The organism is Nocardia yamanashiensis NBRC 100130 (assembly GCF_001613325.1).
GTDB lineage: Bacteria > Actinomycetota > Actinomycetes > Mycobacteriales > Mycobacteriaceae > Nocardia > Nocardia yamanashiensis.
Genome location: NZ_BDCD01000003.1, coordinates 17,864 through 40,877, shown reverse-complemented (window position 1 = coordinate 40,877; position 23,014 = coordinate 17,864). Strand labels below are relative to the sequence as shown.

The following is a 23,014-nucleotide window of genomic DNA, read 5'->3' as shown; positions in this document are numbered from 1 at the left end:
CCGTTGCCGGTCAAACCTTTACGAGGTCGGGTTTGTCCGGGGTGGGGTGGTCTGGGGTGAGGGCGGGTTCGGCGAGGCCGATTTTCTGCTGGATTCGTTTGAGCCACTTGGGGGCCCACCAGCAGTCGTCGCCGAGGAGTTTCATGGTGGCGGGGACGAGGAGCATGCGCAGGACGGTGGCGTCGATGAAGAGGGCGGCGATCATGCCGTAGGCGATGTACTGCATCATCACCAGGTCGGAGAAGGCGAAGGCGCCGGTGACCACGAGCAGGATGAGAGCGGCGGCGGTGATGATGCGGCCGGTGTGGGCGGTGCCGGTACGGATGGCCTCGGTGGTGGTGGCGCCGGCGGCGCGGGCTTCGACCATGCGGGAGATGAGGAAGACCTCGTAGTCGGTGGACAGGCCGTAGATGATGGCGATGATCAGCACCAGGACGTTGGCCTGGATGGGTTGGGGCGTGAAGTTGAGCAGGGTGGCGCCGTGGCCGTCGAGGAAGATCCAGGTCAGGATGCCAAGGGTGGAGCCGAGGCCGAGGGCGCTCATGAGGGCGGCCTTGATCGGCAGGACCAGGGAGCCGAAGGTCAGGAACATGAGCAGGGTGGTGAGCGCCAGCACCAGGACCACCATGAGCGGGATACGGACCAGCAGGGCGTCGATGCTGTCCTTCTGCACGGCGGGCAGGCCGCCGACGAGCATGGTGGTGCCCTCGGGGAGTTCCATCGCCCGCAGGAAGTCGATGGTGTCGCCGGCTTCGTTGACGTCGGCGACCGTGGCTTTGGTGCGATAGACGTCGGGGTTCTTGATCGAGCGCGACGGCACCTCGAACGGGGTGTCCAGGCCGGGCGCTGCATCGGCTTGTTTCCAGGCCGCACCCACCGCCGTGCTGTCGGCGGAGACGAAGATCAGTTCGATGGGGTCGGATCGATTGCCGGGGAACAGGGTGTCGATCTGTTCCTTGGCCAGGCGCACGGAATTGTCCGGGGGCAGGTACTTTTCGCTGAACCCGCCGAAGACCAGGTTCTTCACCGGCAGGATGAGCAGCAGCAGGATGATCGACAGCGAGACGCCGATCTTCAGCGGATGCCGCATCACCCAGGCGGTGGAGCGGCCCCAGAATCCGTTCTCGATCTCCTCGGCGGTCTTGGTCCGGCGGAATCGCTCCAGCCCCAGCGCGTCCACCCGCTTGCCGAGAATGCCCAGTGCGGCCGGCAGGATGGTGACGGCGGTCAGCGCGGCCAGCGAGACGGTCGTAATCGCCCCGTACGCCATGGATTTCAGGAAGCCCTGCGGGAACAGCAGCATGCCGCCGAGACTCGCGATGATCATGGTCGCGGAGAACACCACGGTCCGGCCCGCGGTCATGACGGTGCGCCGCACGGCCGCGCGGGTGTCGTAGCCCGCGGCCAGCTCCTCCCGGAACCGGCTCACGATGAACAGCCCGTAATCGATGGCCAGCCCCAGCCCGATCATGGTCACCACCGAGGACACGAAACTGTTGACCTCGATGAAATCGGTGAGCACGCGCACGATTCCGAGCGCGCCGAGCATGGTCAGCCCGCCGATCGCCAACGGCAGCGCCGCCGCGACCACCCCGCCGAAGATGAAGAACAACAGCACCGCCACCGCCGGCAGCGCGATCAGCTCCATCCGGTGCAGGTCGTCGGCCATGGTGTCATTGAGCGTCCCCGCGATCGGCTGCAGACCGCTGACCTGCACGTCCACGCCCGGAATGAAGAAGACGTCCTTGACTTTCCGATAGTTCCGCACCATGTCGGTGTCGGTATCGCCGCGAATCGCGATCAGCGCGATGGCCTGTTTGCGATCCTTGGTCGCCGCCTTGGCCCCGCTGATCTTCCCGGTATCGGTTCGCCAGTAGGCCGCGTTGATCCCCGCGATCTGCTCCGGATACTCCCGCGGCAGCCGGTTCAGATTGTCGATGACCTTCCGGCTGAACTCGGGATCGTCGACCGTCTTGCCTTCCGGCGCGGTGTAGAGCACCGCCACGTCCACATCGTGATTGCGCCCGAACGCCTGATCGGCGAGCCGCGCCGCCTGCGAGGACTCCGCCCGCGGATCCTCGAGCCCGCCCGCGGTCAGCCGATCGGCCACCCCGACGCTGTAGGCCCCCAAGGCCAGCAGCCCGGCCACCACCACCCCGAGCACCCCGAACCGCAGCCGGTAGACCACACCACCCCACCACGCGAACATCCAAAGCCTCTTCGTCCGAACCGACAACACCGAACCGCGACCCGTCCAACCGCCGACGGCCACCGCCCGCACCCGACATTACTGACGAGTCCGACACCGTTTCGACCGAGAGCCCAATTCCGGAACACATTCAGTCCAGATCCTCAGACTTGACACACCCGACCCTCAGATCCCTTGTCCCCGAGCACGACCCGCAGTGGTCGAACGGTTGATCGATTTCCGCCCCGTGCCCCAGTTGTCCCCCAGTTATTCTGTTGGGATGAGCTCACCGAGTACGACGCTGACGGTGTGGGCCGGGTCCTGGCTGGCCGGCTGCAGCGCCCCCGACGACCTGCTCGACGCCCTGCGCACCTGGGCGCCGCGGCAGAGCGTCGCGGCCGGCGACCCGGTGACCGGCGGGCACACCGGGCTACCCTGGGCCGCGCACGACGAGACCGACGCGGGCCCGGGCGCGGGGATCATGGTGCTGCTCAAGCTGATTCGCGAGGCCACCGCCGCGCCCGGGGCCGAGCTGCGGCTGGTGCTGCCGGTGCCCGGGGATGTGCGCGGCTTGCCGACCGGGTCCGAATTCGCCGCCGCCGCAACCGAAGCCGGCGAGGGCCTGCTACTCGGAGCGCCCGGCACCCTGGGCACCGGACTGGTACCGGTGTGGACCGAGGACGAGGCGCTGCGCTGGACCGTGTACGCCACGCCCATTCCGATGACCTCCGAACCCGATATGCCGCTCGGCGAGGCCGAGTATTCGATGCGCCAAGCGGTGCGCGATGCCGCCGACGCGCTCATGCAACTGCACACCACCGGTATGGACACCGGCGGCATTCCGCCCCGCGACCTGATCGAGGCCGAGTTGGAGGGCCACACCCGCCACGCCTACCCCGAGTCGATGCCGTTGCGCGCCCGCCGCATTCTCGATTCCGCCGATCAGGTGGCCGCCATCTTGACCGTCGCCGAGCGCGAACCGGCCTCGGCGCCCACGTCGGCGAGCGCGGCCGCTGCCCAGGAGACGCTGTTGCGCCCACTGTGGAACGCCATCCGCGCGGCCCGGCTGGCCGCGGTGCACGCGCGATAGTTCAGACTTCCCCGCGCGCGGACTGGGCGAGGCGGCGGATCTGGTCGAGGAGTTCTTCGCGGCGGGGGTGGTCGCCGGAGGCAGCGGGGAGCAGGACGGCTTGGAGCTGGCGTAGTGACCACCAGCCGGTGACCAGGGTGAAGGTGGACAGTAGTAGGTGGCGGGCGGATTCGTCGTCGAGGTGGGGTAGGGCGGTGCGCAGGGCCGCGGTCTTGTGGGTCCAGGCCGTGACGCGGTCGTCGAAGGCGATGGGGGCGCGGCGTTCCAGGGCTTCCCAGGCGAGCAGGCGGGCCAGGTCGGGGTGGGCGGCGTAGGTGTCGAAGAGGCGGGCGGCGTAGTGCACCAAGGCTTCCGGGCCCGAACCGCTGAGTTCGGCGGCGCCGATGGTGTTCTCCATGGCCTGACGCATGACCTCGGCGAAGAGGGCGTCCTTGTCGCCGAAGTACTGGTAGATGCGCTGCTTGTTCACCCCGGCCGCGGCGGCGATGGCGTCCACGCGCGCACCCGCGAGGCCGTGCTCGGCGAAATGGCCGGTGGCGGCCTCCAACAGCAGCTTGCGGCGGCCGGCGGTATCCCATCCCATATCGGCCAGCCTACAGAACGCAACCGGTTAGTTGCGTTCTCGGCGGGGCGATTGCTAGCCTCCGAGAAACACAACTAACCGTTTGCGTTTGGAGCCGAGATGCCCGCCGTGTCGTCGCACCTGCTGGAAGAACCGATGTCCACACCGGACGGCGTGGCGCCCATCCGACTGGTCGGTGATGCTCCCGGCCGGGCGGCGGCGCTGGCGGAACTGGCAGCCCGCACCTTTCCGCTGGCCTGCCCGAAATGGCTGGCACGCAAGGACATCGATGCATTCATCGCCCATCAGCTCGATATCGAATCCTTCCGCGCGTACCTGAACGATCCCGAATGCCGGGTCTTCATCGCCGGACCCGCGGACGCACCCGTCGGCTACGCCCTCGCGCTGCACGGCATCGGACATTCCGACTGCCCGCCCGGCTGGAAGTCCGAGCGCACCGCCTACCTGTCCAAGCTCTACGTCGATCCCGCCCGGCACGGCACCGGCACCGCCGCCGCGCTGATGGACGAAGTCGTGCGCGCGGCCCGCGCCGACGGGTGCGCCGCGGTCTGGCTGGGCGTCAACGAGGAGAACGAACGGGCCAAGCGGTTCTATCGCAAGTTCGGCTTCGAACCGGTGGCGCGGCGCAACTTCCGGCTCGGTGACCGCACCTTCGATGACGAGGTGCTGGGACGGCAGCTGCGCTGACCGCGCCGCGCGTCAGCTGCGGCTCAATCGCATGGCCTCACCGAGGCGAACGAGCTTGTGCGGGTTGCGGATCGCGTAGACCCGGGTGATCAGCCCGGATTCCACGACCGGGCTGATCGCCGCCTCGAGGTTGCCGCCGGCATCGATGCGCAGGACCGGAGCGCCATTGATCCAGACCACCGTGACCACCGCCCCGGGCGCCAGCCGGGGGAAGCGGGCGATGAAAGCGGCCACCTGCGAGGCGCCTGCGATCGGGTGCGGCACGGCGGGCACCAGACCGCCGCCGTCCGCCACGAACACCACATCCGGGGCCAGCACATCGAAAAGCCCCTGGAGATCACCGGTTTCGACGGCCGACCGGAACCGTTCCACCACCATCCGCTGCTCGTCCCGGCTCACCCGCACCCGCGGGCGGCGCGCTGCCACATGCTCCCGGGCCCGGCGCGCGATCTGCCGCACCGCCGCCGCCGATTTCCCCACCGCCCCGGCGATCTCGTCGTGCGGCACATCGAACACCTCGCGCAGCACGAACACCGCGCGCTCGGTCGGCGCGAGCGTTTCCAGCACCGTCAGCATGGCGATCGACACGCTCTCCGCCAGCTCGACGTCCTCGGCCACATCCGGACCGGTCAGCACGGGTTCGGGCAGCCACTCCCCCAGATAATCCTCGCGCCGCCGGGCCATCGTGCGAATCCGGTTGAGCGACTGGCGAGTCACCATCCGCACCAGATAGGCCCGCGGATCGCGCACCCCCGCCCGATCGACCTCGCGCCAGCGCAGCCAGGTCTCCTGCACCACATCGTCGGCATCGGCGGCGGATCCGAGCATCTCGTAGGCGACGGTGAACAGCAGACTGCGATGCACGGTGAACGGGTCCGCGCCCATATCTCCTCCTGTGTGTCGATGGCCTCGACATACAGACACCGCCCCGAACCGCGGTGTGACAGACGCGATTCGACTTCATGATCTAGCAGTGATAGATTCTCTATCGTCGTTACACACCGTGTACGCGGCTAGATCGGTTACCGGCGATAGAAGTAGTCGCCGACTGGGCAAGGAGTCTCTGATGAAGGTTCTGGTGACGGGCGTGTCGGGCGCGATCGGTGGCGCGGCGGCGCGGGCGCTGCTCAACCGCGGACATCGCGTGATCGGCACGGTGACGAGCGCCGGCCGCGAGGTTCCCGAGCAGGTGGAGACGCTGGTGGCCGACCTGTTCGATCCGGCGGCGCTCACCTCCGCACTCGCCGATGTGGATGCGGTGGTGCACGCGGCCTCCAGCAATGACGAGCGGGCGGGCGAACTCGACCGGATCGTCGCCGAGACCGTGCTCGACGCGTTCGCCGGCACCGGAAAGGCGTTCGTGTACACCAGCGGAATCTGGGTGCACGGCCATTCCGGCGAGACCGCCCTGACCGAGGAGTCCCCGCTGGCGCCGCCGCTGGTGGTGTCCTGGCGGCCCGCGGTCGAGAAGCTCATCGAGGAGACCGGCCACGCCCGCGGCGTGCGCACCGTGCGCATCCGCCCGGGCCTGGTCTACGGCGCCGGAAAGGGCTATCCCGCAATCCTGCTGGCCCCGCAGCAGACCCCCGACGGTCCTGTGGTGCGGCACTTCGGCGACGGCTCGAACCGCTGGCCGGTCGTGCACGTCGACGATCTCGGCGAGCTGTACGCCCTGGCGGTGGAATCCGCGCCCGCCGGGTCGGTCTACCTCGCGGCCCTCGACGAATCCGTCCGGGTCGCCGACGCGGCGCGCGCGGTCGCCGAACGGCACGGCGCGCAGGTCGCGGACTGGAATCCCGAAGACGCACAACAGTATTGGGGCGTCATGGTGGAAGCCTTCATGCTCGATCAGCTCGCCTCCGCCGCCAAGGCGCGCACCGAACTCGGCTGGACGCCCACCCGCCCGGGCCGGGCGGCGGACCTCACCGCGAGCTGAGCGGTTCGCCCGATCCCAGGTGGCGGGCCCGACCCACTCCGGGACCGCGGCGACCGGCGGATACCGATGGGCGTCAAGAGGTTCGGCGGAATCGTGGCGGCGGTGGGCGCGGTGCGGAAATATCAAGGTGGTGCTCGACTTTCACGCTGTCGCCGCGGCTCGCGAGCGGGAATGCCGGGTTCGCGCCCGGGCCTACTCCACCTGGTTGTCCACGCTGCGGCCCGCCAATGTCATTCTCGTCGTCGGGGCCGCGGTGCTGTCCACCGTGGCCGGGTCGGTGGTGCTGGGCACCAAGGAGGCCGGGAATCTGCCGGCCTACCTGGCCCTGGGCGCCGCCATCTGCACCATCGTCCACACGGCGTTGAATTGCGATGTGCACCAGGCCGAATGCCGGATGCTGCGGTCGGTGTACGAGGCGCAGGCCGACCGGTATCGCTCACTGCAAACGCTGGAGGATCCGGCGGAATTGCGGACCGGTATCCGGGAGCTCGATATCCGGCAGGCGGCCTTGCGGGAGAAGTCCGAGGCGACGCCGCCAGGCTGGGCGGTGCGGCGGGCCGAACGACGGGAGGCCGCGCCGGTGCAACTGGCGGTGCAGCGGGAGGTCGCGCCGGTGAAACCGGCGGAGTAGTCACGACAGCGGAACCAGCGGGGTCGCCGCTACAACGAAAACGGCGGAACGACGCGGCGGGAGCGGGTCCTGGGCGAGCGAACCACCGGTGTAGCGGTGCCGGGGCGGACCGGCTGAGCACGGTCTGGGACCATGGAAGCGCGGTGCGCGAAGCCCGCGATTTCTGCTCCGCTCGGTTCGGCAACTTCACAGGTGTTCGGCAACTCCGATGTGTCCGGCAATCGTTTCCGCTACGCAGGAGGTCGAAAATCCATGGTGTCCAAGCAGCACTACCGACGGCCCGCACTCCTTCTCACCACGCTCGGCGCGCTCGGCCTACTGGTCGCGACCGCCGGTCCGGCATCCGCCGCCAACAGCATCGACGTCAGCGGTGTCGGCCCGGCCAATGTGCAGGTCGACTACAGCTGTGATGCCTCGGCCGGGGTCGCGAGCATTCAGGCCATGGCGGGCGATCCCAATGCCGAGAGCCCCGCCGCCACCGGCAGCCAGCGCGACGTCACCTGTGACGGCAGCGCGCACACCGCGGTCGTCGTCCTCACCGGCGCTTCCGGGGCGTCCGCGCCGCTCGCCGCGGGACAGACGGTGCAGGTGCGGGTCGCGCTGGTCGATCGCAACGACACCGTCGTCACCGGTCAAGCCAAGGTGGTGTCACTCGCCTGATCCCGCCAGCGCGGTGACCGCTTTGGTCCACTCCCACAATCGATTCCGGCGTCGGCAGGGGGCCGTCACAGAACCCGGCGATCTTGGTCAGCCGACCACGCGCGCGCGGATATAAAGGGGCTCCCGCCGATTCGGGATGGTGGAATCGGCCCGGCCAGAACCGCGAGACTGTGGTAACCGAGATATTTGATACGACCGTGGAATTGCCGGTCGCGGCGCAATCGCTGCGGGAGTTGCTGACCGACCCGTTGGTCTACCCGCGGATCTGCACCGGGATCGGCGGCTGTGAGCGCGTCACCACGCCGGACGGCGGATCGCGGTGGGAGCTGCGGGTCGGGACGTCCGAGGCCGGTGTCCGCACGGTGTGCATCGATGTGCGCGCCGGGCGCAGCGACGGCCTCGAGCTCCAATGCCCGGACACGGGCAGCTTCGCGCTGATCCGGTTCCGGGCACGCGAGAACGGCACCCGGGTCACGGTCACCTACTTCGCGCCGGGGCGGATTCATCCCGCCATTGCCGGACAGGCGAATTCGGTCGTCACCGACTGGACCCGGGATGCCCTGCGCCGGCTCGCCGAGCTGGCGGCCGGAGCCCCGACCTCGATCATCGACAATGGCGAGGACGCGCCGATGCGGCGGCGATTGCGGATCGCCCGGCAGGTGGTGACGACCGGCGTCGTCACCGGGCGGATCGATCGCGGGGTGAAACAACTGGGCGGACTGGTCAAATGGGGATTCAATCTGGCGGGCGGGTACGCGGCGGCGGCCGCCGCGTCGCCCAAGCGGACCGCCGTCGTCGACGATCGGGGCAGCCGGACCTTTCGCGAGATCCACGAGCGCAGTCACGCCCTGGCGAGCGCCGTCGCCGGACTCGGCCTGGTGCCCGGGGACGCGGTGGGGCTGCTGGCGCGCAATCGCGTGGGCATGGTCGAAACCATGGTCGCGGCAGGCAAACTCGGGGTCGATGTGGTGCTGCTGAACGCCGGACTGTCGGCGCGGCGCATCGAGGACCTCGTGCAGCGACATCAGCTCGGGACCTTGTTCGTGGACAGCGATCTCGAACACCTCGTGCACTATCTGCACGCCGATATCCGGCGCTATCGCACCGACGACGTGCCCGGCGAGCACACCATCGCGGCGTTGGCGGAGGCCGGTGGATCCGGCTTCGACCGACCGGCACGGCCCGGGAAACTGGTGGTGCTCACCAGCGGTACCAGCGGCACCCCGAAGGGCGCGCGCCGCCCGCATGCCAAGGGCTTCGCCACCATCGCGGCGCTGCTGTCCCGAATTCCCTTGCGCATGAACGAGACCATGCTCATCGCCGCACCGCTGTTCCACACCTGGGGGCTGGCCACCCTGCAATTGAGCGTGGCACTGCGCGATACCGTGGTGCTCTCGGAGGACTTCGACGCCGAAGACTGCCTGCGGCAGATCGCCGAGCACGGCGTCCAGGTGCTCGTGGTGGTGCCGACCATGGTGCAGCGCATCCTCGATCTGCCCCTCGCCGTGCGCGCCCGCCACGACCTGTCGAGCCTGCGCGTGGTGGCCAGTTGCGGCGCACCGCTGGCGGCGGCGACGGTGCTGCGGTTCATGGACGTGTTCGGCGACATCCTCTACAACGTGTACGGCTCCACCGAGGTCTCGTGGGCGACCGTCGCGACGCCCGCGGACCTGCGCATCTCCCCCACCACCGCCGGACGACCGCCACTGGGCACCAAAATCGCCGTGCTGGGCGAGAACCGGCGACCGGTGCCGGTGGGCGCGACCGGCCGCATCTTCGTCGGCAACCACATGCTCTTCGACGGCTACGTCAACTGCCCGCCACCCGACGAGGTAGGCGGCCTGCTCGACACCGGCGATCTCGGCTACCTCGATGCCGCGGGCCGCTTGTTCATCGCCGGCCGCGACGACGAGATGATCATCTCCGGCGGCGAGAACGTCTTCCCCCGCCCGGTCGAGGAAGCCCTCGCCCACCTCCCCCAGGTCAGCGAAGTAGCGGTGATCGGCGTACCCGACCACGACTTCGGCGAGCGCCTGGCCGCCTACATCGTCAAACGAGACGGCTCGGGCCTGGACCCGGAAATGGTCCGCCGCTACGTGCGAAACCGCCTGAGCCGCTTCAGCGTGCCCCGAGACATCGTCTTCCTCCCGTCCCTCCCACGCGGCGAAACCGGCAAGGTACTCAAACGGCTACTGGCAGGGCCTTCCGACGATTCCACGTCGTAGTCACGCAAGCCGGGAATCGTGATGTCGGCTGGACGACCGCCGCACCCGCAGTACACCGGTCAGCATCGGGAGCTCGAATTCGCCCGTGTTCGCTTCCGACGTTCGTGCGAGGAACTCCCGTATGCGGCCGAGGGTGGCGGCTCGATCCGGGTCCGACATGACCAGAACTCCCGCGCGGGTCCCGAGGGTGGCGACGAGCGAGTCGGCGTCACGGCGTTGGGTGTGCGGGAATTCAGCCTGTTCGGGGGTGCCGAAGGCGACCGTTTCGCCGGTGCCGGAGCGGTGCAGGTGCGCGGTCGCGGTGCGCCAGCTGCCGAGGGTGTCCCGGGGACCGATGGCGGCGGGTCCCCCGGCCCAGGCGAGTCCGGCGATCCAGTCGATGCGGTCGTCCAGGAGGTTCCACAGTCCGGCCAGGATGCCTTCGGGTGCAAGGACTCTCGCTATCTCGGGTCCGGCGACGGCCATGTCGAACCAGTGCATGGCGTTTCCGGCCAGTACGGCGTGCACGGAGGCGTCGGGCAGCGGGATTCGCTCGGCGCTGCCGGACAGCGCGCGGACCGACGGCAGCGTGCGGCGCAATTCGGCGAGCATCGCGGAGTCGGGTTCGACCGCGATGACGTCCACGCCCAGCGCCGCCACTGTGCCGGTCAGTTTCCCGGTGCCGGCGCCGAGGTCGAGCACGCGTGGACCGGGTGCGGGCTCGAGCGCCCATTCGACCGCTGTGGGGGCGTAGTCCGGGCGGTGCGCGGCGTACGCGGCTGCGGCGGTGCCGAACGAGGAGGCGTGTAAGTGGTGGGTGCGGTCCATTCCGTCGCCCTCTCCGATCGGGCTCGAGCGTCGCGGGGTGTCCGTTTTGTTCAAGACGGGGCAGCGCGGGCGCTCGTAGGGTTCCGCGTATGACTGTGCAATTGGATGTGATCGGGATCGTTGTCTCGGATATGGCGGCGGCGCTGGGGTTTTACCGGCGGCTCGGGCTGGAGATCGGGGATGGGGCGGAGAACGAAGCGCATGTGGAAGTGGGGTTGCCCGGTGGGATGCGCTTGACGTTCGATACCGAGGAAGTCATTCGGTCGTTCCATCCCGAATGGCGGGCGAGGTCCGGCGGGCGGATCGGGGTGGCGGTGCGGTGTGGGAGTCCCGGTGCGGTGGATGCGAAGTTCGACGAGTTGGTGGCGGCGGGCTATCACGGGGAAGTGAAGCCGTTCGATGCGTTCTGGGGGCAGCGGTATGCGATCGTGGCCGATCCGGACGGGAACGGTGTGGATCTGTATGCGGCGCTGGGTGAATCCGCTCAGGGGTGACCGGGGCGGGCACCCGTCAAGTGGCCGAGCGGCAGGCCGGTGAGGGCGCGGACCTCGCGGGAGAGGTGGGCTTGATCGGCGTAGCCGGAGCGGACGGCTACTTCCGCGAATGGCGTGCCCGCGCGGGCCAGGGCGAGGGCGCGTTGCATGCGCAGGATGCGGGCCAGGGTTTTGGGTCCGTAGCCGAATGCCGCCAGGGATAGGCGGTGCAGGCGGCGTGGGCCCAGGTCCAGGTGGTCGGCGATGGCGGAGATCGATTCGCCGGAGCGCAATTCGGTGACGATGGCGTGCAGGATCGGGTCGGGCGTAGCCGTTTCGGCGGCCCGCCAGGCGGCGACGGCCTCCAATCCTGCGGCCGGGTTGTGCGCGCGGGCGAGGAGATCGTGGGCGCGACGCGTTTCGGCCGGAGTCCAGAGGTCGGCGAGGTCGATTCGGCTGTCCCGTAGTTCGTGGGCCGGGACGCCGAGCAGGGCGGGCGCGGAGCCGGGAAAGAACCGGATGCCCGCGATCCGGGTAGCCGGTCCGAAAGCCGGTTGATACGGCTGAGTGTCTGGGCCCGCGACCGCGAGCCTGCCGTCGATCCAGAGCAGATCCATGGAGCCGTCCGGGAACACCGGCGTGCTCGATACACCGACGGGTTCGCGTGTCCACACAACCGCACCGGGTAGGGTCGAGGGGCGTTCGCGATAGCTGTCGACGGCCGGAAAAGCGTTGGGATGCACCGTTTTCGGCACCTCACGCATTATTGCATCGCGTGCAACAATGCCATCGCTGCCACTTTGCGCGAAGTGCCCGTTTGGGGCGACCGTCATCAGTGCTTCCGCACCGTGTATTCGCCTTTGCCGGGCTTCCACACCGTGATCTCCAGGTGCTCGCCGTCCACCAGTTCGACAGCGGAGGCCCCGGTGAGTTCCGCGGCATAGAACGGATCGAACTTCTGACCACGTAGATCGAAGCCGGTTTCCGCGTACAACGCATCGGCGAAACGCTGGTGCAGCGCCTCGTCCTGCACATTCCGCACGGTGCCGAACAGCTTCGCGTCGCCATCGCCGACATGGGTGTCGACGGTGGCGGTGTGCAGGCAGAAGCGCGGGTCGCGGGCCAGGTCGGCGAACTTGGTGGTGTTGGGCATGCCGCCCACCCACAGCTGGCCTTCGAAGATTCGCGGCTCCATGGGGCTGATGCGCGGCGAGCCGTCGGCGCGCACGGTGGCCAGCATGCACAGGTTGCCGGTGGCGGCGTGACGGCGGGTGAAGATCGACGAGATGTGCGGTGCGGCGACAGCGAACTCGGACCAGGACGTCATAACCCGACGGTACGCGTGGGGGCCGACAGATTTCGGGCCGTCAAGGAAGATGCCGGTCTGTTTGAATGGGCGGGGTGACCGTCTTTCGCCGTCTCGCGACACCGGCAGCGACGGTGCTCGCCGGCGCCACCCTGGCCGTTTCTCCCGCCGCGGCGGTGATCGGGGGTTCGGAAGTTTCGGCGCGGGAGTATCCGTGGCTCGCGGCGGTGGGAAGTCCGTTGTTCCTGGACCGGGCGTCGGGACAGTTCTGCGGAGGGGCGCTCATCGCGCCCGATCAGGTACTGACGGCGGCGCATTGCGTGCAATTGGCCGGGTTGCTGCCGCAGGCGCTGACCGTCACCTTCGATCGGAGCGAGCTGCGATCGGGTGACGGAGTCACGGTGGGGGTGCAGGCCGTGCGCATCCATCCGGGGTTCCGGCAGGAGACGATCGACGGGGTGGAGGTCTACCGGCACGATCTCGCCATCCTCACCTTGAGCGCGCCGCAGCAGCGGGCCGTCGTCGAAATCGCCGCGCCCCACGCGAGTTCGGGCACGGTCCTCGGCTGGGGTGGGACCGCCGACGGCGACACCTCGAATACGCGGCTGCGAGCGGCCGTCGTGCCGTTCACGGCCGATGCCGATTGTGCGACCGCCTATCCCGGCGGGTTCGACAGCGCGGATATGGTCTGCGCCGGATCCACCGAGGCCGACACCGGGGAATTCGACAGCGGCGGGCCGCTATTGGCGGACGGGAAGCTGGTGGGGATCACGTCGTGGGCGAGGGGAGCGGCGCAACCGGGATATCCCGGCGTTTACGCGCGGCTGCCGTCCGCGTTCTGAGCGGGGCATCAGAGCTTCGATACCGATTGGGCGAAATCGAATACGCCGACGGGGTCGTACCGGTCGGCGACCTTGCGTAGTCGGGTGGCGTTCGCACCGTAGTACGCCCGGCCCCAATCCTTCAGGTCGGGGTCGATGTAGTTGACGAAGCCGGTATCGCCGACGAGTTGTCCCAGGCCGTCGCGCACTTCGGCGACCACGGTGCGATCGGCCGCGGTGATGCCGCCGACGTAGATCTGCGCCGTGGCCAATGCACCTCGATGCGGAAAGGCGGTGTCGGCGGGACCGATTCGGCTCACGGCTCCGGCGAGGCTGTCGAGCAGGATGTCCATGCCGGTGCGGCCGGTGAGCAGCGCGGTCAGGCGGTCCGGCTCGGTGAGAGGCTTGATCAGTACCCGGGAGGACGCGGTGAAGGATTCGCGATCCAGCAGGCCGCCGCCGTTCCAGGACGGACGGCATTGTGCGACCGCATAGTTCGTGCAGCCGCCGAAATACTGCATCGCCTGCAAATACCCCATATCGGTGACCGACCGGTCGGCTGGCTGGGTACCGGTGGCCGCGATCAGCTTGTCCAGCAGCGAGTTCAGGTCCTGTTCGGTGCCGAGATAACAGACGCTGATGCGGCAGGACGGTGCGGCACCGGCGGAAATCGCCAGGGTGGACCAGAATTCGTCCGGGGCGGTGGTAGTGAAGGACTGCCACCCGCCGAGTACGGCGGTGGCGGAACCGGCCGCGAACAACAGCTTGGCGACGATCGGGCGCGGGGCAGGCTGGGTGCGGAAGGTGAACGAGGTGACCACCCCGAAATTGCCGCCGCCACCGCCACGCAATGCCCAGAACAGATCCGGCTCGGAGTCCGCGGACGCGGTGCGCAGGGTGCCGTCGGCGGTGACGATCTCCGCCGAAACCAGACTGTCGCACGTCAATCCGTACTTTCCGGCCAGGACGCCGATCCCGCCGCCGAGGGTGAGTCCGGCGATGCCCACGGTCGGGCAGGAACCGCCCGGCAGACAGCGGCCCGCGCTCGCGAGGCCCGAGTAGACGTCCATCAGGCGGGCGCCCGCGCCGATCACGGCGGTGCCGTCGGCGCGCACCTCGACGGTGTTCAGCGCGCCCACGTCGATGATCAGGCCGTCGTCGGGGGTGGAATAGCCCGCGTAGCTGTGGCTTCCGCTGCGGGCGGCGGCCCGCACCCCGGTGCCCGCGACCGCGGTCACGCACGCCTGCACATCCGAGACGGAGCCGCAGGCGGCCACCGCTGCGGGCCGCCGGTCGTCGAATCGCGGATTGAATGCCTGTTTCGCCCGCTCATACCCGGTGTCCTCGGGTAGTAGCAGCGACCCTTGCAGGCGCTGGCTCAGCGCGGGCCAATCCACCTGTCCCGGTGCCGATTCCGCCTGCTGCCAGCCGCTGGCCGTCCACGCCCCCAAGGCGGTGCTCGCCGCCGCCAGCCCGGCCACCCGCAGTACGGTCCGACGATCGATCGCCATCGCGCTGCCTCCCCCGAGGCCATTCCCGGTCGCGCACAGCGCAAACCGGTACGAAAACACCATCCGGCTCGATAATCGCGGTCGCCGGGATGGGTGTTTCAGCTGAGCATCTGCTCCGCGAGACGGGTCCAATCGGCCAGAACCTGCTTGCGCCGCAGGCGATCCCGGCCCACCATCTCATCGAGGGTGGCGCCGCGCACCAGGTTGATGGTGAGCCAGAACGCGGCCTCGAGGCGATCGCGCGGCACCTCGATGCGGGCGGCGCAGGCGTCCAGCAGTTCGACCGTCAGATCGTGCTGTACGCGCAGCATTTCGCGGCGTAGTTCCTTGTCGTTGGCGATCCCCACATACAACTCCACCGCCGCCTTGCCGAGCTTCCCCGCGAACGGCGCGGTCACGAACTCGACCAGCACCTCCCCCGCGGACGCCGTCGTGGGCAGCGTGCGCGTCCGCTTGCCCAGCGCTTCCCGCTGCCGCTGCGTCAGATGGTCGATGGTCTGCGCGAACAATTCCTGCCGGGTATGGAAATGGTGCAGCTGCGCACCGCGGGTCACCCCGGCGCGGGCGGTGATATCGGCGATGGACGCGCTCGCATACCCCACCTCGGCCAAGCTGTCGATGGCGGCATCCAGCAGCAGCGCCCGCGTGCGCAGGCTCTTCTCCTGATGCTTGTTCAAGGGCAGACCGGAAACCACCAGCTCAGTCTAGCCAATTCTGAAAATTGCGTGCACCCTTGCACGGAATTGGGTGTCACCCGTAACGTAATGGCATGCCAGTCGATCGCCTGCTGCCCACCACCGAGGCCCGCGACCTCATCGAACTCACCCGCGATATCGCCGACAAGGTGCTCGAACCCGATGCCGCCGAGTTCGAGAAGCAGGAGCGGTATCCGGAGGAGGCGTTCCGGGCGCTCGGGGCGGCCGGGCTGCTGAGCCTGCCCTACCCGGAGGAGTTCGGCGGCGGCGGGCAGCCCTACGAGGTGTACCTGCAGGTGCTGGAGGAACTGGGCGCGCGCTGGGCCGCCGTCGCCGTCGCGGTCAGCGTCCACAGCCTGTCCTGCCATCCGCTCTTCGTCTACGGCACCGAGGAACAGAAGCAGCGCTGGCTCCCGGACATGCTGTCGGGCAACCTGATCGGCGCCTACAGCCTCTCCGAAGCCCATGCCGGCTCCGACGCCGCCGCCCTGCGTTGCCGCGCCGTCGAATCCGAGGACGGCTATCGCGTCACCGGCACCAAAGCCTGGATCACCAACGGCGGCAAAGCCGACTACTACACCCTCTTCGCCCGCACCGGCGAAGGCTCGCGCGGCATCTCCTGCTTCCTGGTCCCCGCCGACACCGCGGGCCTGACCTTCGGCAAGCCGGAAGAGAAAATGGGCCTGCGCGCCGTCCCCACCACCAGCGCCGCCTACGACAACGCCCTCATCCCCGCCGACCGTCTCCTCGGCGCCCCCGGTCAAGGTCTCCCCATCGCCTTCAGCGCCCTCGACTCCGGTCGCCTCGGCATCGCCGCGGTAGCCACCGGCATCGCCCAGCGCGCCCTCGACGACGCCGTCGCCTACGCCAAACAACGAGAAGCCTTCGGCCGAGCCATCATCGACCACCAGGGCCTCGGCTTCGTCCTGGCCGACATGGCCGCCGCCGTAGACTCCGCCCGCGCCACCTACCTCGACGCCGCCCGCCGCCGCGACGCCGGCCTCCCCTACTCCCGCCAAGCCAGCATCGCCAAACTCATCGCCACCGACGCCGCCATGAAGGTCACCACCGACGCCGTCCAAGTCCTCGGCGGCTACGGCTACACCCAAGACTTCCCCGTAGAGCGCTACATGCGAGAAGCCAAAATCACCCAGATCTTCGAAGGCACCAACCAAATCCAGCGCCTCGTCATCGCCCGCAGCCTCGCCGGCAGCTGATTCTCGGGCGGCATATCAGCAATCTTTCAGTCCAACCCCGGGTGGCACATCAGGTCATTTTCGCGCACATCCTGACGTGCGATGATCACCCGCATCGGAGCGTTTTCGACAGTCGACGCGGCAGCGAGACAAGATGTGGCTAACGGTGAGCGGCCCGCTTCCGGGCCGCTCACCGTGGCGACCGTTCTGGAGATCTGGATAAGCCGCCACCACACCGCCACACTGCTGGGACCGGCGGGGCTACAACGGATCGATCCCTATCTGGTGTCGCTGCACCGCAGGTTCGGTGCAATCGCAGCCGACGAGCTCACGCCGGCTCGGGTGCTGTCGGCCTACCGACCTGACCCCGCCGATGACTATGCCGATCTGGGCGGCGGCGCGGAACGATCCATTCTCACCATGGCACTGGATCTGGCCTTGGAATACCGCCTCCTCGACGCTAATCCGCTGCGCCCAGCCATCGAAAACATCGGCGCGACCTGGTTCTGCGCTCACCCCTGAATCGGCACCGACCGAACTGAACCGAATTCGTGGATTCGCCGCGCGATTGTGACCTAGCCCACTTGTGGGCGTAGCCGGGTGGCTGACGTGTCGTTACAGCGGGTCATGCGATAGCCATCGGACTGTCATCGCGGCGGCAAATATCCAGGCGCACACTGGTTCCCGCACCCGGCGCCGGGCCGACATCCCCTTCTCCCTCTCTATGCGGGGGCCAGACGGCGCGGGTCCGGTGCGAATCGGGATGCTGCCCGTTCGTCATCAGGCATGGGATCCCGCACGTCCCCGCCGCCGGGTGCCCACCTGTCGTTGGGAGGCTCCGATGTTCGAATCCTGCTGTTCGCCACACGAATCCGCGCATCTGCTCCGCAGTCGCTACGGGCTGCCGGTCGAGCAGGCGGGTGCGGACCTATACCTGGTCAATGGATTATCGGTGGAAGCGATCGGACTGCCCGCCGACCTGGGCCGGCTGCTGTGCACGCAGCTGGCGGAACTGCCCGCCACTCCCGCGGTCGCCGACCCGCACGACCGGCACTGGATTTTCCTCGTTTCGGCGCCGGCCCCGTTCGAGCCGGTTCCGTTGCGCTTACGGCATCTGCTGACCGCGCATCGCGCCGTGTTTCCCGGCCCGGGCACACACATCCCGGTGCCCGGTGACGACCATGTGCGGGGCTGGCATTGGGCCAGCGCGCCGCACCCGGGACGGCTGTGTGTCCCGTCCCGCGCCGCTGTGCTCGACGCGGTCTGCCGGATCGTCCTGCGCGGCGCCTGCCCGGTGTCGGCGTGACCTCCGCAGTTCGGGTCAGTGCTTCTTCTTGAAGGGCCAGATCTGCACGATCAGGACTACGAGGGTGCCGACGGCGAAGCCGATGACTGCTGAGATGGCTGTGTTGGTCAGCCAGGCCAGGATTCCGCCGATGGCGGGGACGGCGTCGCGGATTGCTTCTTCGGCGTGGTGGACCAGGTCGTAGGGGGTGTGCCAGCCGAGGGTGTCGGTGCCGGTGAGGAGGATGTGGCCGCCGACCCAGAGCATTGCGACGGTGCCGATGATGGACAGGGCCGAGAGCAGTTTGGGCATGCCGGTCACCAGGCCGCGGCCCAGGGTTTGGGCGAAGCGTGAAGAGCGTTGTGCCAGTGCGAGTCCGGCGTCGTCCATCTTGACGATCAGGCCGACTACGCCGTAGACGGCGGCGGTGATGACGACGGCGACGATGGCGAGGATGATCAGGCGGGGGAAGAAGGACTGGTCGGCGACCTCGTCGAGGGCGATCACCATGATCTCGGCGGAGAGGATGAAGTCGGTGCGGATAGCGCCGGCGGTCATCGACTTCTCGTCGGTGGGGCCGGATTCGGCGGCGTGGCTGTCGTGGTGCAGGAACCGGCCGAGCACCTTCTCGGCGCCTTCGAAGCACAGGTAGGTGGCGCCGACCATCAGGATCGGGGTGAGCAGCCACGGCGCGAACTGGCTCAGGATCAGGGCGGCCGGAAGGATGAAGACCAGCTTGTTGCGCAGCGATCCGAGGGCGATGCGCTTGATCATCGGCAGTTCGCGGTCGGCGGTGATGCCGTGTACGTACTGCGGGGTCACGGCGGTGTCGTCGATGACCACACCGGCGGCCTTGGCGGTCGCCCGGCCGGTGGCCGCGCCGATGTCGTCGAGGGAAGCAGCCGCGAGCCGGGCCAGCACGGCCACGTCATCGAGGAGTCCGAACAGACCTGCACTCATGCCTGGCAGGTTACCGGCCCGTCACCGGCCGGGCGGACAGCGCATCGCCTCTGGATGCGGATGCGCTGCTCGGGCGGGCCGGTGCGGGAGCACGACGAGCTCGTATCCGGTGGATCAGATCATTTGGGACATGGCGCGGAGCTGAGCCATGACCGGTTCGTCGGGGTGGTTCTCGACCCGGTAGCGCGGCGGGTACAAACCGGGAACGGGGTGCAGGTCCACGGCGGCGGCAAGGGTTTGCCAAGGGACGCCGAAGGTTTCGCCGGTCGACGGATTCGTCAGAGTGACGTTGTGGGCCTGCGGAAGGAGAGTAGGGACGGTGTCGGTCCAGGGGGTGATGGTGGTTTCGGTGCCGTCGGGTTTGCGGGCGTGCAGCAGTTTGGCCGCGTAGTCCTCGAGGGCGCCTTCGTCGAGTTCGGCACGGAGAGTTTCGTACTGCTGGCCGTAGACGTTGGCGGCCAGGAGCGATTCGGCGGCTCGGATGTCCTTCCAGGCCGGATGGTCTCGCGGCACCTGGTAGGGGGTGAGGCGACCCGCGGCGTCGAGCGTGTACGGGACAGGCGAAACTTGACGAACCGACTGGTCGAAAAGTTCTCGGGCGGTGGTCACCAGGTGAACGACGTGCTGCGCCGAGAATTCGGCGCCCACCAGAACGCCGGTGTTACCCGCGATGAACACGATGGGGCGGGCGCCCGCGCGAGCACCGATACCGGCCAGCCAACCGGGAACCAGCGGCAGCGAGCCCGCGTACTCCTCGCCATCGGAATCGGGCAGGTAGAGAATGCCGCCGCGAGCATTCGGGTCGTAGCGGGCGACCGTGTCATGAGCGAAAGCATTCAAATTGGATTGCGCGGCGGCGAAGACGGTTTCGGCATCCACTCCCCACTCGGCCAGCTGACCGGGATGCACCTTGCGCATGGCCGAGGGCTCGTCGAGAACGATGGTCTCCATGAGGCAGGGCAGCACCGGGCGCCACAGGATGTGATCGCCCGCGCGCATCCCTTCGATACGAATGGACAGCTCACCGGCCTGACGGAGGAGCGGCCGGAGTTTCCCGGCCGCGGCGGCCCAACTGTCGGGCGGCTCGACAGCCCCGCCGGCATGACCGGAAGTGACGAAGTCGAACAGCAGATGCGCGGCCTCACGCGGCGAGACATCGGCGCACCGGCGGAAGACGGTGGTCAGGTTCATCCATCCGCGTTCACCGTCATGCGTCACATAGGCGATCTCGAACTTCTCGACATCGAAATCGGCTGCGGCGATAGCGGGTTGCGCCCGCACCATCGACAAGGCTTGTGCACCGAAATCGGCCCGCCGCGCCTGCTCACGCTTCGCGGAGCCGAACCTCCCACCCCAAAAGCTCATGCGCCAGAATCTAGCTGACACACCAAGCGGTTGCTCGACGGAGGGCGGATTGCGTCGCTCCCGGACCGCAAGCCCCGCCCGGGTGATACTGCTGGGCGTGAGCAGCACCGACAGCGACGATCAGGTTCCGGCGTGGGCGCGACGCACGGAGGGCGAATCACGTTGGGCGGCCACCGTCGCCATGGTCGGGTTTCTGGTGCTGCAGTACTACATGCCCGCGCAGCTGACGCCGGGACCGCGCTGGCTGGTGCCCGCACTCGGGCTCTGCGTGATCGTGGTGCTGGTCGTCGGCGCGCCGCTGCGGCTGGATCGGGAGGAGCGCTGGCTGCGCAATGCCGGGCTCACCCTGATGGCGCTGCTCGGATTCGCCATGATCTGGGCGGTGATTCAGCTGGTACACGGTTTGATCAGCGGCACCATCTCGGGCGATCCGGCGGGGCTGCTCGGCTCCGGCGCTGCGGTGTGGCTGTCGAATGTGCTGGTATTCGCGCTCTGGTATTGGGATTTCGATCGCGGTGGCCCGGCCGCTCGCGCGCACGCCCGCAAACCGTATCCGGATTTTCTGTTCGTCCAGATGCAGAATCCCGAAGTCGCGCCGCCGGATTGGGAACCCCAGTTTCCCGATTACCTGTACCTGTCCTTCACCAACGCGACCGCGTTCAGCCCCACCGATGTGATGCCGATGTCGTGGTGGGCCAAGCTGACCATGATGGTGCAATCGGGAATCGCCCTGGTCACCATGAGCCTCGTCATCGCACGTGCGGTCAATGTGCTGAAGTGAGCGCTTCGGTCAGCCGAGTCGCGGGCGGGCGATCAGGCCCCGATCGAGCGCGACGACGACCGCGTGCGTGCGATCGCGGGCATCGAGTTTGGCGAACACCCGCAGCAGGTGGGTTTTGACGGTCGCCTCTCCGATCACGAGCCGCTTGCCGATCTCGGCATTGGACAGCCCGTCGGCCACCGCCTCGAGCACCTCCTTCTCACGCGAGGTCAAAGTGACGGGCGCGGGTCGGCGCATCCGCGAGACCAGGCGCTGGGCGACACGCGGCGCGAGTACCGTCTCACCGCGGGATGCGGCGTGGATGGCTTCGACCAGCTGATCGCGTGAGGTGTCCTTGAGCAGATAGCCGATGGCTCCGGCTTCGACGGCACGCTCGATGTCGGCGTCGGTGTCGTAGGTGGTGAGGATCAGCACGCGGGTGCCGGTGCGGGCGGCGATCGCGGCGGTCGCGGCCACCCCGTCGAGTTCGGGCATGCGCAGATCCAGCAGCGCCACATCGGGTTGCACACGTTCGACGAGCTCGATCGCGGCGCGGCCGTCATCGGCCTCGCCGACGATCCGCACGGTCGGCTCGGATTCCAGCAGCGCGACGACACCGGCGCGCAGCACCGTGTGATCGTCGGCGATCACCAGGCGAATCGGTCTTTCGGTCATGTCACACCCGCGCATTCAGGGGAATCGTCGCCAGCACCCGGGTCCCCTCGCCCGCCGTGCTGGTGATGGTGAGTTCGCCGCCGAGTTCGGCGAGCCGTTTGCGCATGCCGTCGAGGCCGAAGCCGCGCGCGGCCGCCGGATCGAAACCTCGCCCGTCGTCGGTGATCTCGAGCTCGACTCCGTCCGGACGCCGGGCGAGCACGACGCCGACCGTGCGGGCGCCGGCGTGCTTGCGCACATTCGCCAGCGACTCCTGTGTGCAGCGCAGCAGCGCGATCCTGGTCGGCTGATCGCATTCCAGGTCGGGCAGTTCGGAATCGACGGTCAGCCCGGTGTCCTCGCCGAACCTGTCCACGGTGCGGCGCAGCATGTCCGCGACCGCGGCGACGCTGCGATGCGCATCGGAGCCGACGAGTACCCGTGCCTCCGTGAGGTTTTCGCGCGCGGTGCGCTCGATGGAACGCAATTGTTCGGCGGCCCGGTCCCGATCGGCGCCGAGGTTGTCGCGCGCCGCCTGCGCGAGCACGATGATGGAGGCGAAACCCTGCGCCAGGGTGTCGTGGATTTCCCGGGCGATCCGTTCGCGTTCGTCCATCGCGCCCTGGAGTTGATGCACCCTGGCCAATTCGGCTTGGGCGCTTTCCAATTCGACAGCCAGTGTCCGCGCGCGCTCGTCGCTGTGCCGGACGATCCGATGCAGCAACAGCCCGACCAGGATGCCGCCGGCACAGCCGAACACGGTGAAAACCACATTGCCGGTCCAGAATTCCTGCCGGACCAAGGCCCCGGTGAGGCTGGCCGCTCCGCCGGCGACGGTGAAGCCGACCGCGCGCCGGGCGCTCGTGGCATGGATCCAGAACTGCGGCAGCGAGACGATGAACAGGGCGGCCCCGCCATGCAGCAGATACGACATCGCACCCAGCACCAGCACCAGCAAGCCGAGGAAGATCTCGGGGCGCAGCAGCGGGGTACGCCGGAGGGTGGGTATCCAGGCGAGGGCGAGCAGGCACACGAGCGCCGATGTCGTGTACTTGACCGCAGCCTCGCGATCCCATACCGCGATCAACGGCGGGATCAGGCCGAACGATGTCCACACGACCAGGTACCAGCGATGCAGTATCCGTGTCCGGAACCGGTCCTCGGACTGCGGTTGATCCATT

Annotated in this window: 24 protein-coding genes; 12 read left to right on the top strand and 12 right to left on the bottom strand. The window is 68.4% G+C overall.

The genetic code is table 11. The features are described 5' to 3' along the window. Nucleotides 1-10: 10 nt before the first annotated feature. The gene (locus NY1_RS03270; RefSeq protein WP_067708064.1) at nt 11-2,209 is read right to left on the bottom strand and encodes an MMPL family transporter; all 2,199 of its coding nucleotides are present in this window, start codon (nt 2,207-2,209) and stop codon (nt 11-13) included. A gap of 259 nt (nt 2,210-2,468) precedes the next feature. On the opposite strand from NY1_RS03270, the gene NY1_RS03265 reads away from it, so the two are divergent. Further along, the gene (locus NY1_RS03265) at nt 2,469-3,278 is read left to right on the top strand and encodes an Rv1486c family protein (RefSeq protein ID WP_067708061.1); all 810 of its coding nucleotides are present in this window, start codon (nt 2,469-2,471) and stop codon (nt 3,276-3,278) included. Nucleotide 3,279: 1 nt separating this feature from the next. Here the strand turns inward: NY1_RS03265 and NY1_RS03260 are convergent, their stop codons facing one another. Then, the gene (locus NY1_RS03260; protein ID WP_067708053.1) at nt 3,280-3,861 is read right to left on the bottom strand and encodes a TetR/AcrR family transcriptional regulator; all 582 of its coding nucleotides are present in this window, start codon (nt 3,859-3,861) and stop codon (nt 3,280-3,282) included. Nucleotides 3,862-3,960: 99 nt separating this feature from the next. Here NY1_RS03260 and NY1_RS03255 point away from each other — a divergent pair, with 99 nt between their 5' ends. Beyond that, nucleotides 3,961-4,548, top strand: coding sequence for a GNAT family N-acetyltransferase (locus tag NY1_RS03255; protein WP_084534610.1), 588 nt, complete (start codon nt 3,961-3,963; stop codon nt 4,546-4,548). A gap of 12 nt (nt 4,549-4,560) precedes the next feature. Here the strand turns inward: NY1_RS03255 and NY1_RS03250 are convergent, their stop codons facing one another. Beyond that, nucleotides 4,561-5,433: an RNA polymerase sigma-70 factor gene (locus NY1_RS03250; RefSeq protein ID WP_067708050.1), complete on the bottom strand. Its 873-nt coding sequence runs from the start codon at nt 5,431-5,433 to the stop codon at nt 4,561-4,563. A 181-nt stretch (nt 5,434-5,614) separates the two neighbouring features. Between NY1_RS03250 and NY1_RS03245 the strand changes: the two genes are divergently transcribed. The 4 genes from NY1_RS03245 (at nt 5,615) to NY1_RS03230 (ending at nt 10,000) form a co-directional block, all read left to right on the top strand. After that, nucleotides 5,615-6,484: an NAD-dependent epimerase/dehydratase family protein gene (locus NY1_RS03245; RefSeq protein WP_067708048.1), complete on the top strand. Its 870-nt coding sequence runs from the start codon at nt 5,615-5,617 to the stop codon at nt 6,482-6,484. A 130-nt stretch (nt 6,485-6,614) separates the two neighbouring features. Next, entirely contained in the window at nt 6,615-7,115 is a 501-nt protein-coding gene (locus tag NY1_RS03240; RefSeq protein ID WP_157762015.1) for a hypothetical protein, read from the top strand. 252 nt (nt 7,116-7,367) lie between these two features. After that, complete coding sequence (locus tag NY1_RS03235; protein ID WP_157762014.1) at nt 7,368-7,775, top strand: hypothetical protein; 408 nt, start codon at nt 7,368-7,370, stop codon at nt 7,773-7,775. Nucleotides 7,776-7,978: 203 nt separating this feature from the next. Continuing rightward, a complete protein-coding gene (locus NY1_RS03230; protein ID WP_439955992.1) occupies nt 7,979-10,000 on the top strand; it encodes an AMP-binding protein in 2,022 nt (673 codons plus the stop codon). Here the strand turns inward: NY1_RS03230 and NY1_RS03225 are convergent, their stop codons facing one another. Further along, a complete protein-coding gene (locus NY1_RS03225) occupies nt 10,001-10,807 on the bottom strand; it encodes a class I SAM-dependent methyltransferase (protein ID WP_067708038.1) in 807 nt (268 codons plus the stop codon). A gap of 89 nt (nt 10,808-10,896) precedes the next feature. Between NY1_RS03225 and NY1_RS03220 the strand changes: the two genes are divergently transcribed. Beyond that, a complete protein-coding gene (locus NY1_RS03220; RefSeq protein WP_067708035.1) occupies nt 10,897-11,301 on the top strand; it encodes a VOC family protein in 405 nt (134 codons plus the stop codon). Here the strand turns inward: NY1_RS03220 and NY1_RS03215 are convergent. Together NY1_RS03215 and NY1_RS03210 are read right to left on the bottom strand one after the other, a co-directional pair. Beyond that, entirely contained in the window at nt 11,292-12,035 is a 744-nt protein-coding gene (locus NY1_RS03215) for a helix-turn-helix transcriptional regulator (RefSeq protein WP_233434182.1), read from the bottom strand. The genes NY1_RS03220 and NY1_RS03215 overlap by 10 nt on opposite strands. A 77-nt stretch (nt 12,036-12,112) precedes the next feature. Beyond that, nucleotides 12,113-12,607, bottom strand: coding sequence for a pyridoxamine 5'-phosphate oxidase family protein (locus NY1_RS03210; RefSeq protein ID WP_067708031.1), 495 nt, complete (start codon nt 12,605-12,607; stop codon nt 12,113-12,115). 74 nt (nt 12,608-12,681) lie between these two features. Here NY1_RS03210 and NY1_RS03205 point away from each other — a divergent pair, with 74 nt between their 5' ends. Then, nucleotides 12,682-13,428, top strand: a complete 747-nt coding sequence (locus tag NY1_RS03205) for a S1 family peptidase (protein WP_233434181.1) — start codon at nt 12,682-12,684, stop codon at nt 13,426-13,428. An 8-nt stretch (nt 13,429-13,436) separates the two neighbouring features. Here the strand turns inward: NY1_RS03205 and NY1_RS03200 are convergent, their stop codons facing one another. Further along, nucleotides 13,437-14,918, bottom strand: a complete 1,482-nt coding sequence (locus tag NY1_RS03200; RefSeq protein WP_067708215.1) for an FAD-binding oxidoreductase — start codon at nt 14,916-14,918, stop codon at nt 13,437-13,439. A 98-nt stretch (nt 14,919-15,016) separates the two neighbouring features. After that, nucleotides 15,017-15,613, bottom strand: a complete 597-nt coding sequence (locus tag NY1_RS03195) for a TetR/AcrR family transcriptional regulator (protein WP_067708026.1) — start codon at nt 15,611-15,613, stop codon at nt 15,017-15,019. A 74-nt stretch (nt 15,614-15,687) separates the two neighbouring features. On the opposite strand from NY1_RS03195, the gene NY1_RS03190 reads away from it, so the two are divergent. The 3 genes from NY1_RS03190 to NY1_RS03180 all read left to right on the top strand — a co-directional run bounded on the left by NY1_RS03190 (nt 15,688) and on the right by NY1_RS03180 (nt 18,115). Then, entirely contained in the window at nt 15,688-16,830 is a 1,143-nt protein-coding gene (locus NY1_RS03190; protein WP_067708023.1) for an acyl-CoA dehydrogenase family protein, read from the top strand. Between the two features lie 81 nt (nt 16,831-16,911). Beyond that, nucleotides 16,912-17,331, top strand: coding sequence for a hypothetical protein (locus tag NY1_RS03185; protein ID WP_157762013.1), 420 nt, complete (start codon nt 16,912-16,914; stop codon nt 17,329-17,331). 319 nt (nt 17,332-17,650) lie between these two features. Then, nucleotides 17,651-18,115: a hypothetical protein gene (locus tag NY1_RS03180; protein ID WP_067708020.1), complete on the top strand. Its 465-nt coding sequence runs from the start codon at nt 17,651-17,653 to the stop codon at nt 18,113-18,115. A 15-nt stretch (nt 18,116-18,130) separates the two neighbouring features. On the opposite strand, the gene NY1_RS03175 is transcribed toward NY1_RS03180, so the two are convergent. Further along, nucleotides 18,131-19,054, bottom strand: a complete 924-nt coding sequence (locus tag NY1_RS03175) for a DUF808 domain-containing protein (protein WP_067708017.1) — start codon at nt 19,052-19,054, stop codon at nt 18,131-18,133. A 114-nt stretch (nt 19,055-19,168) separates the two neighbouring features. After that, nucleotides 19,169-20,419, bottom strand: a complete 1,251-nt coding sequence (locus NY1_RS03170) for a DUF1444 domain-containing protein (protein ID WP_157762012.1) — start codon at nt 20,417-20,419, stop codon at nt 19,169-19,171. Nucleotides 20,420-20,516: 97 nt separating this feature from the next. Here NY1_RS03170 and NY1_RS03165 point away from each other — a divergent pair, with 97 nt between their 5' ends. Continuing rightward, nucleotides 20,517-21,200 (top strand): hypothetical protein, encoded by a 684-nt coding sequence (locus NY1_RS03165; RefSeq protein ID WP_067708212.1) that lies wholly within the window; start codon nt 20,517-20,519, stop codon nt 21,198-21,200. 9 nt (nt 21,201-21,209) lie between these two features. Here the strand turns inward: NY1_RS03165 and NY1_RS03160 are convergent, their stop codons facing one another. Together NY1_RS03160 and NY1_RS03155 are read right to left on the bottom strand one after the other, a co-directional pair. Further along, entirely contained in the window at nt 21,210-21,854 is a 645-nt protein-coding gene (locus NY1_RS03160; protein WP_067708011.1) for a response regulator, read from the bottom strand. A gap of 1 nt (nt 21,855) precedes the next feature. Then, nucleotides 21,856-23,013 carry a sensor histidine kinase gene (locus NY1_RS03155; protein ID WP_067708009.1) on the bottom strand — a complete coding sequence of 386 codons (1,158 nt, stop codon included), beginning with the start codon at nt 23,011-23,013 and terminating at the stop codon, nt 21,856-21,858. Nucleotide 23,014: the final 1 nt, after the last annotated feature.

Excerpts from the sequence above, each read along its gene's own strand:
- NY1_RS03270 (WP_067708064.1), bottom strand. The coding sequence starts at position 2,209 with ATGTTCGCGTGGTGGGGTGGTGTGGTCTACCGGCTGCGGTTCGGGGTG.
- NY1_RS03265 (WP_067708061.1), top strand. The coding sequence starts at position 2,469 with ATGAGCTCACCGAGTACGACGCTGACGGTGTGGGCCGGGTCCTGGCTG.
- NY1_RS03260 (WP_067708053.1), bottom strand. The coding sequence starts at position 3,861 with ATGGGATGGGATACCGCCGGCCGCCGCAAGCTGCTGTTGGAGGCCGCC.
- NY1_RS03255 (WP_084534610.1), top strand. The coding sequence starts at position 3,961 with ATGCCCGCCGTGTCGTCGCACCTGCTGGAAGAACCGATGTCCACACCG.
- NY1_RS03250 (WP_067708050.1), bottom strand. The coding sequence starts at position 5,433 with ATGGGCGCGGACCCGTTCACCGTGCATCGCAGTCTGCTGTTCACCGTC.
- NY1_RS03245 (WP_067708048.1), top strand. The coding sequence starts at position 5,615 with ATGAAGGTTCTGGTGACGGGCGTGTCGGGCGCGATCGGTGGCGCGGCG.
- NY1_RS03235 (WP_157762014.1), top strand. The coding sequence starts at position 7,368 with ATGGTGTCCAAGCAGCACTACCGACGGCCCGCACTCCTTCTCACCACG.
- NY1_RS03225 (WP_067708038.1), bottom strand. The coding sequence starts at position 10,807 with ATGGACCGCACCCACCACTTACACGCCTCCTCGTTCGGCACCGCCGCA.
- NY1_RS03220 (WP_067708035.1), top strand. The coding sequence starts at position 10,897 with ATGACTGTGCAATTGGATGTGATCGGGATCGTTGTCTCGGATATGGCG.
- NY1_RS03210 (WP_067708031.1), bottom strand. The coding sequence starts at position 12,607 with ATGACGTCCTGGTCCGAGTTCGCTGTCGCCGCACCGCACATCTCGTCG.
- NY1_RS03200 (WP_067708215.1), bottom strand. The coding sequence starts at position 14,918 with ATGGCGATCGATCGTCGGACCGTACTGCGGGTGGCCGGGCTGGCGGCG.
- NY1_RS03190 (WP_067708023.1), top strand. The coding sequence starts at position 15,688 with ATGCCAGTCGATCGCCTGCTGCCCACCACCGAGGCCCGCGACCTCATC.
- NY1_RS03185 (WP_157762013.1), top strand. The coding sequence starts at position 16,912 with ATGATCACCCGCATCGGAGCGTTTTCGACAGTCGACGCGGCAGCGAGA.
- NY1_RS03180 (WP_067708020.1), top strand. The coding sequence starts at position 17,651 with ATGTTCGAATCCTGCTGTTCGCCACACGAATCCGCGCATCTGCTCCGC.
- NY1_RS03175 (WP_067708017.1), bottom strand. The coding sequence starts at position 19,054 with ATGAGTGCAGGTCTGTTCGGACTCCTCGATGACGTGGCCGTGCTGGCC.
- NY1_RS03170 (WP_157762012.1), bottom strand. The coding sequence starts at position 20,419 with ATGAGCTTTTGGGGTGGGAGGTTCGGCTCCGCGAAGCGTGAGCAGGCG.
- NY1_RS03160 (WP_067708011.1), bottom strand. The coding sequence starts at position 21,854 with ATGACCGAAAGACCGATTCGCCTGGTGATCGCCGACGATCACACGGTG.
- NY1_RS03155 (WP_067708009.1), bottom strand. The coding sequence starts at position 23,013 with ATGGATCAACCGCAGTCCGAGGACCGGTTCCGGACACGGATACTGCAT.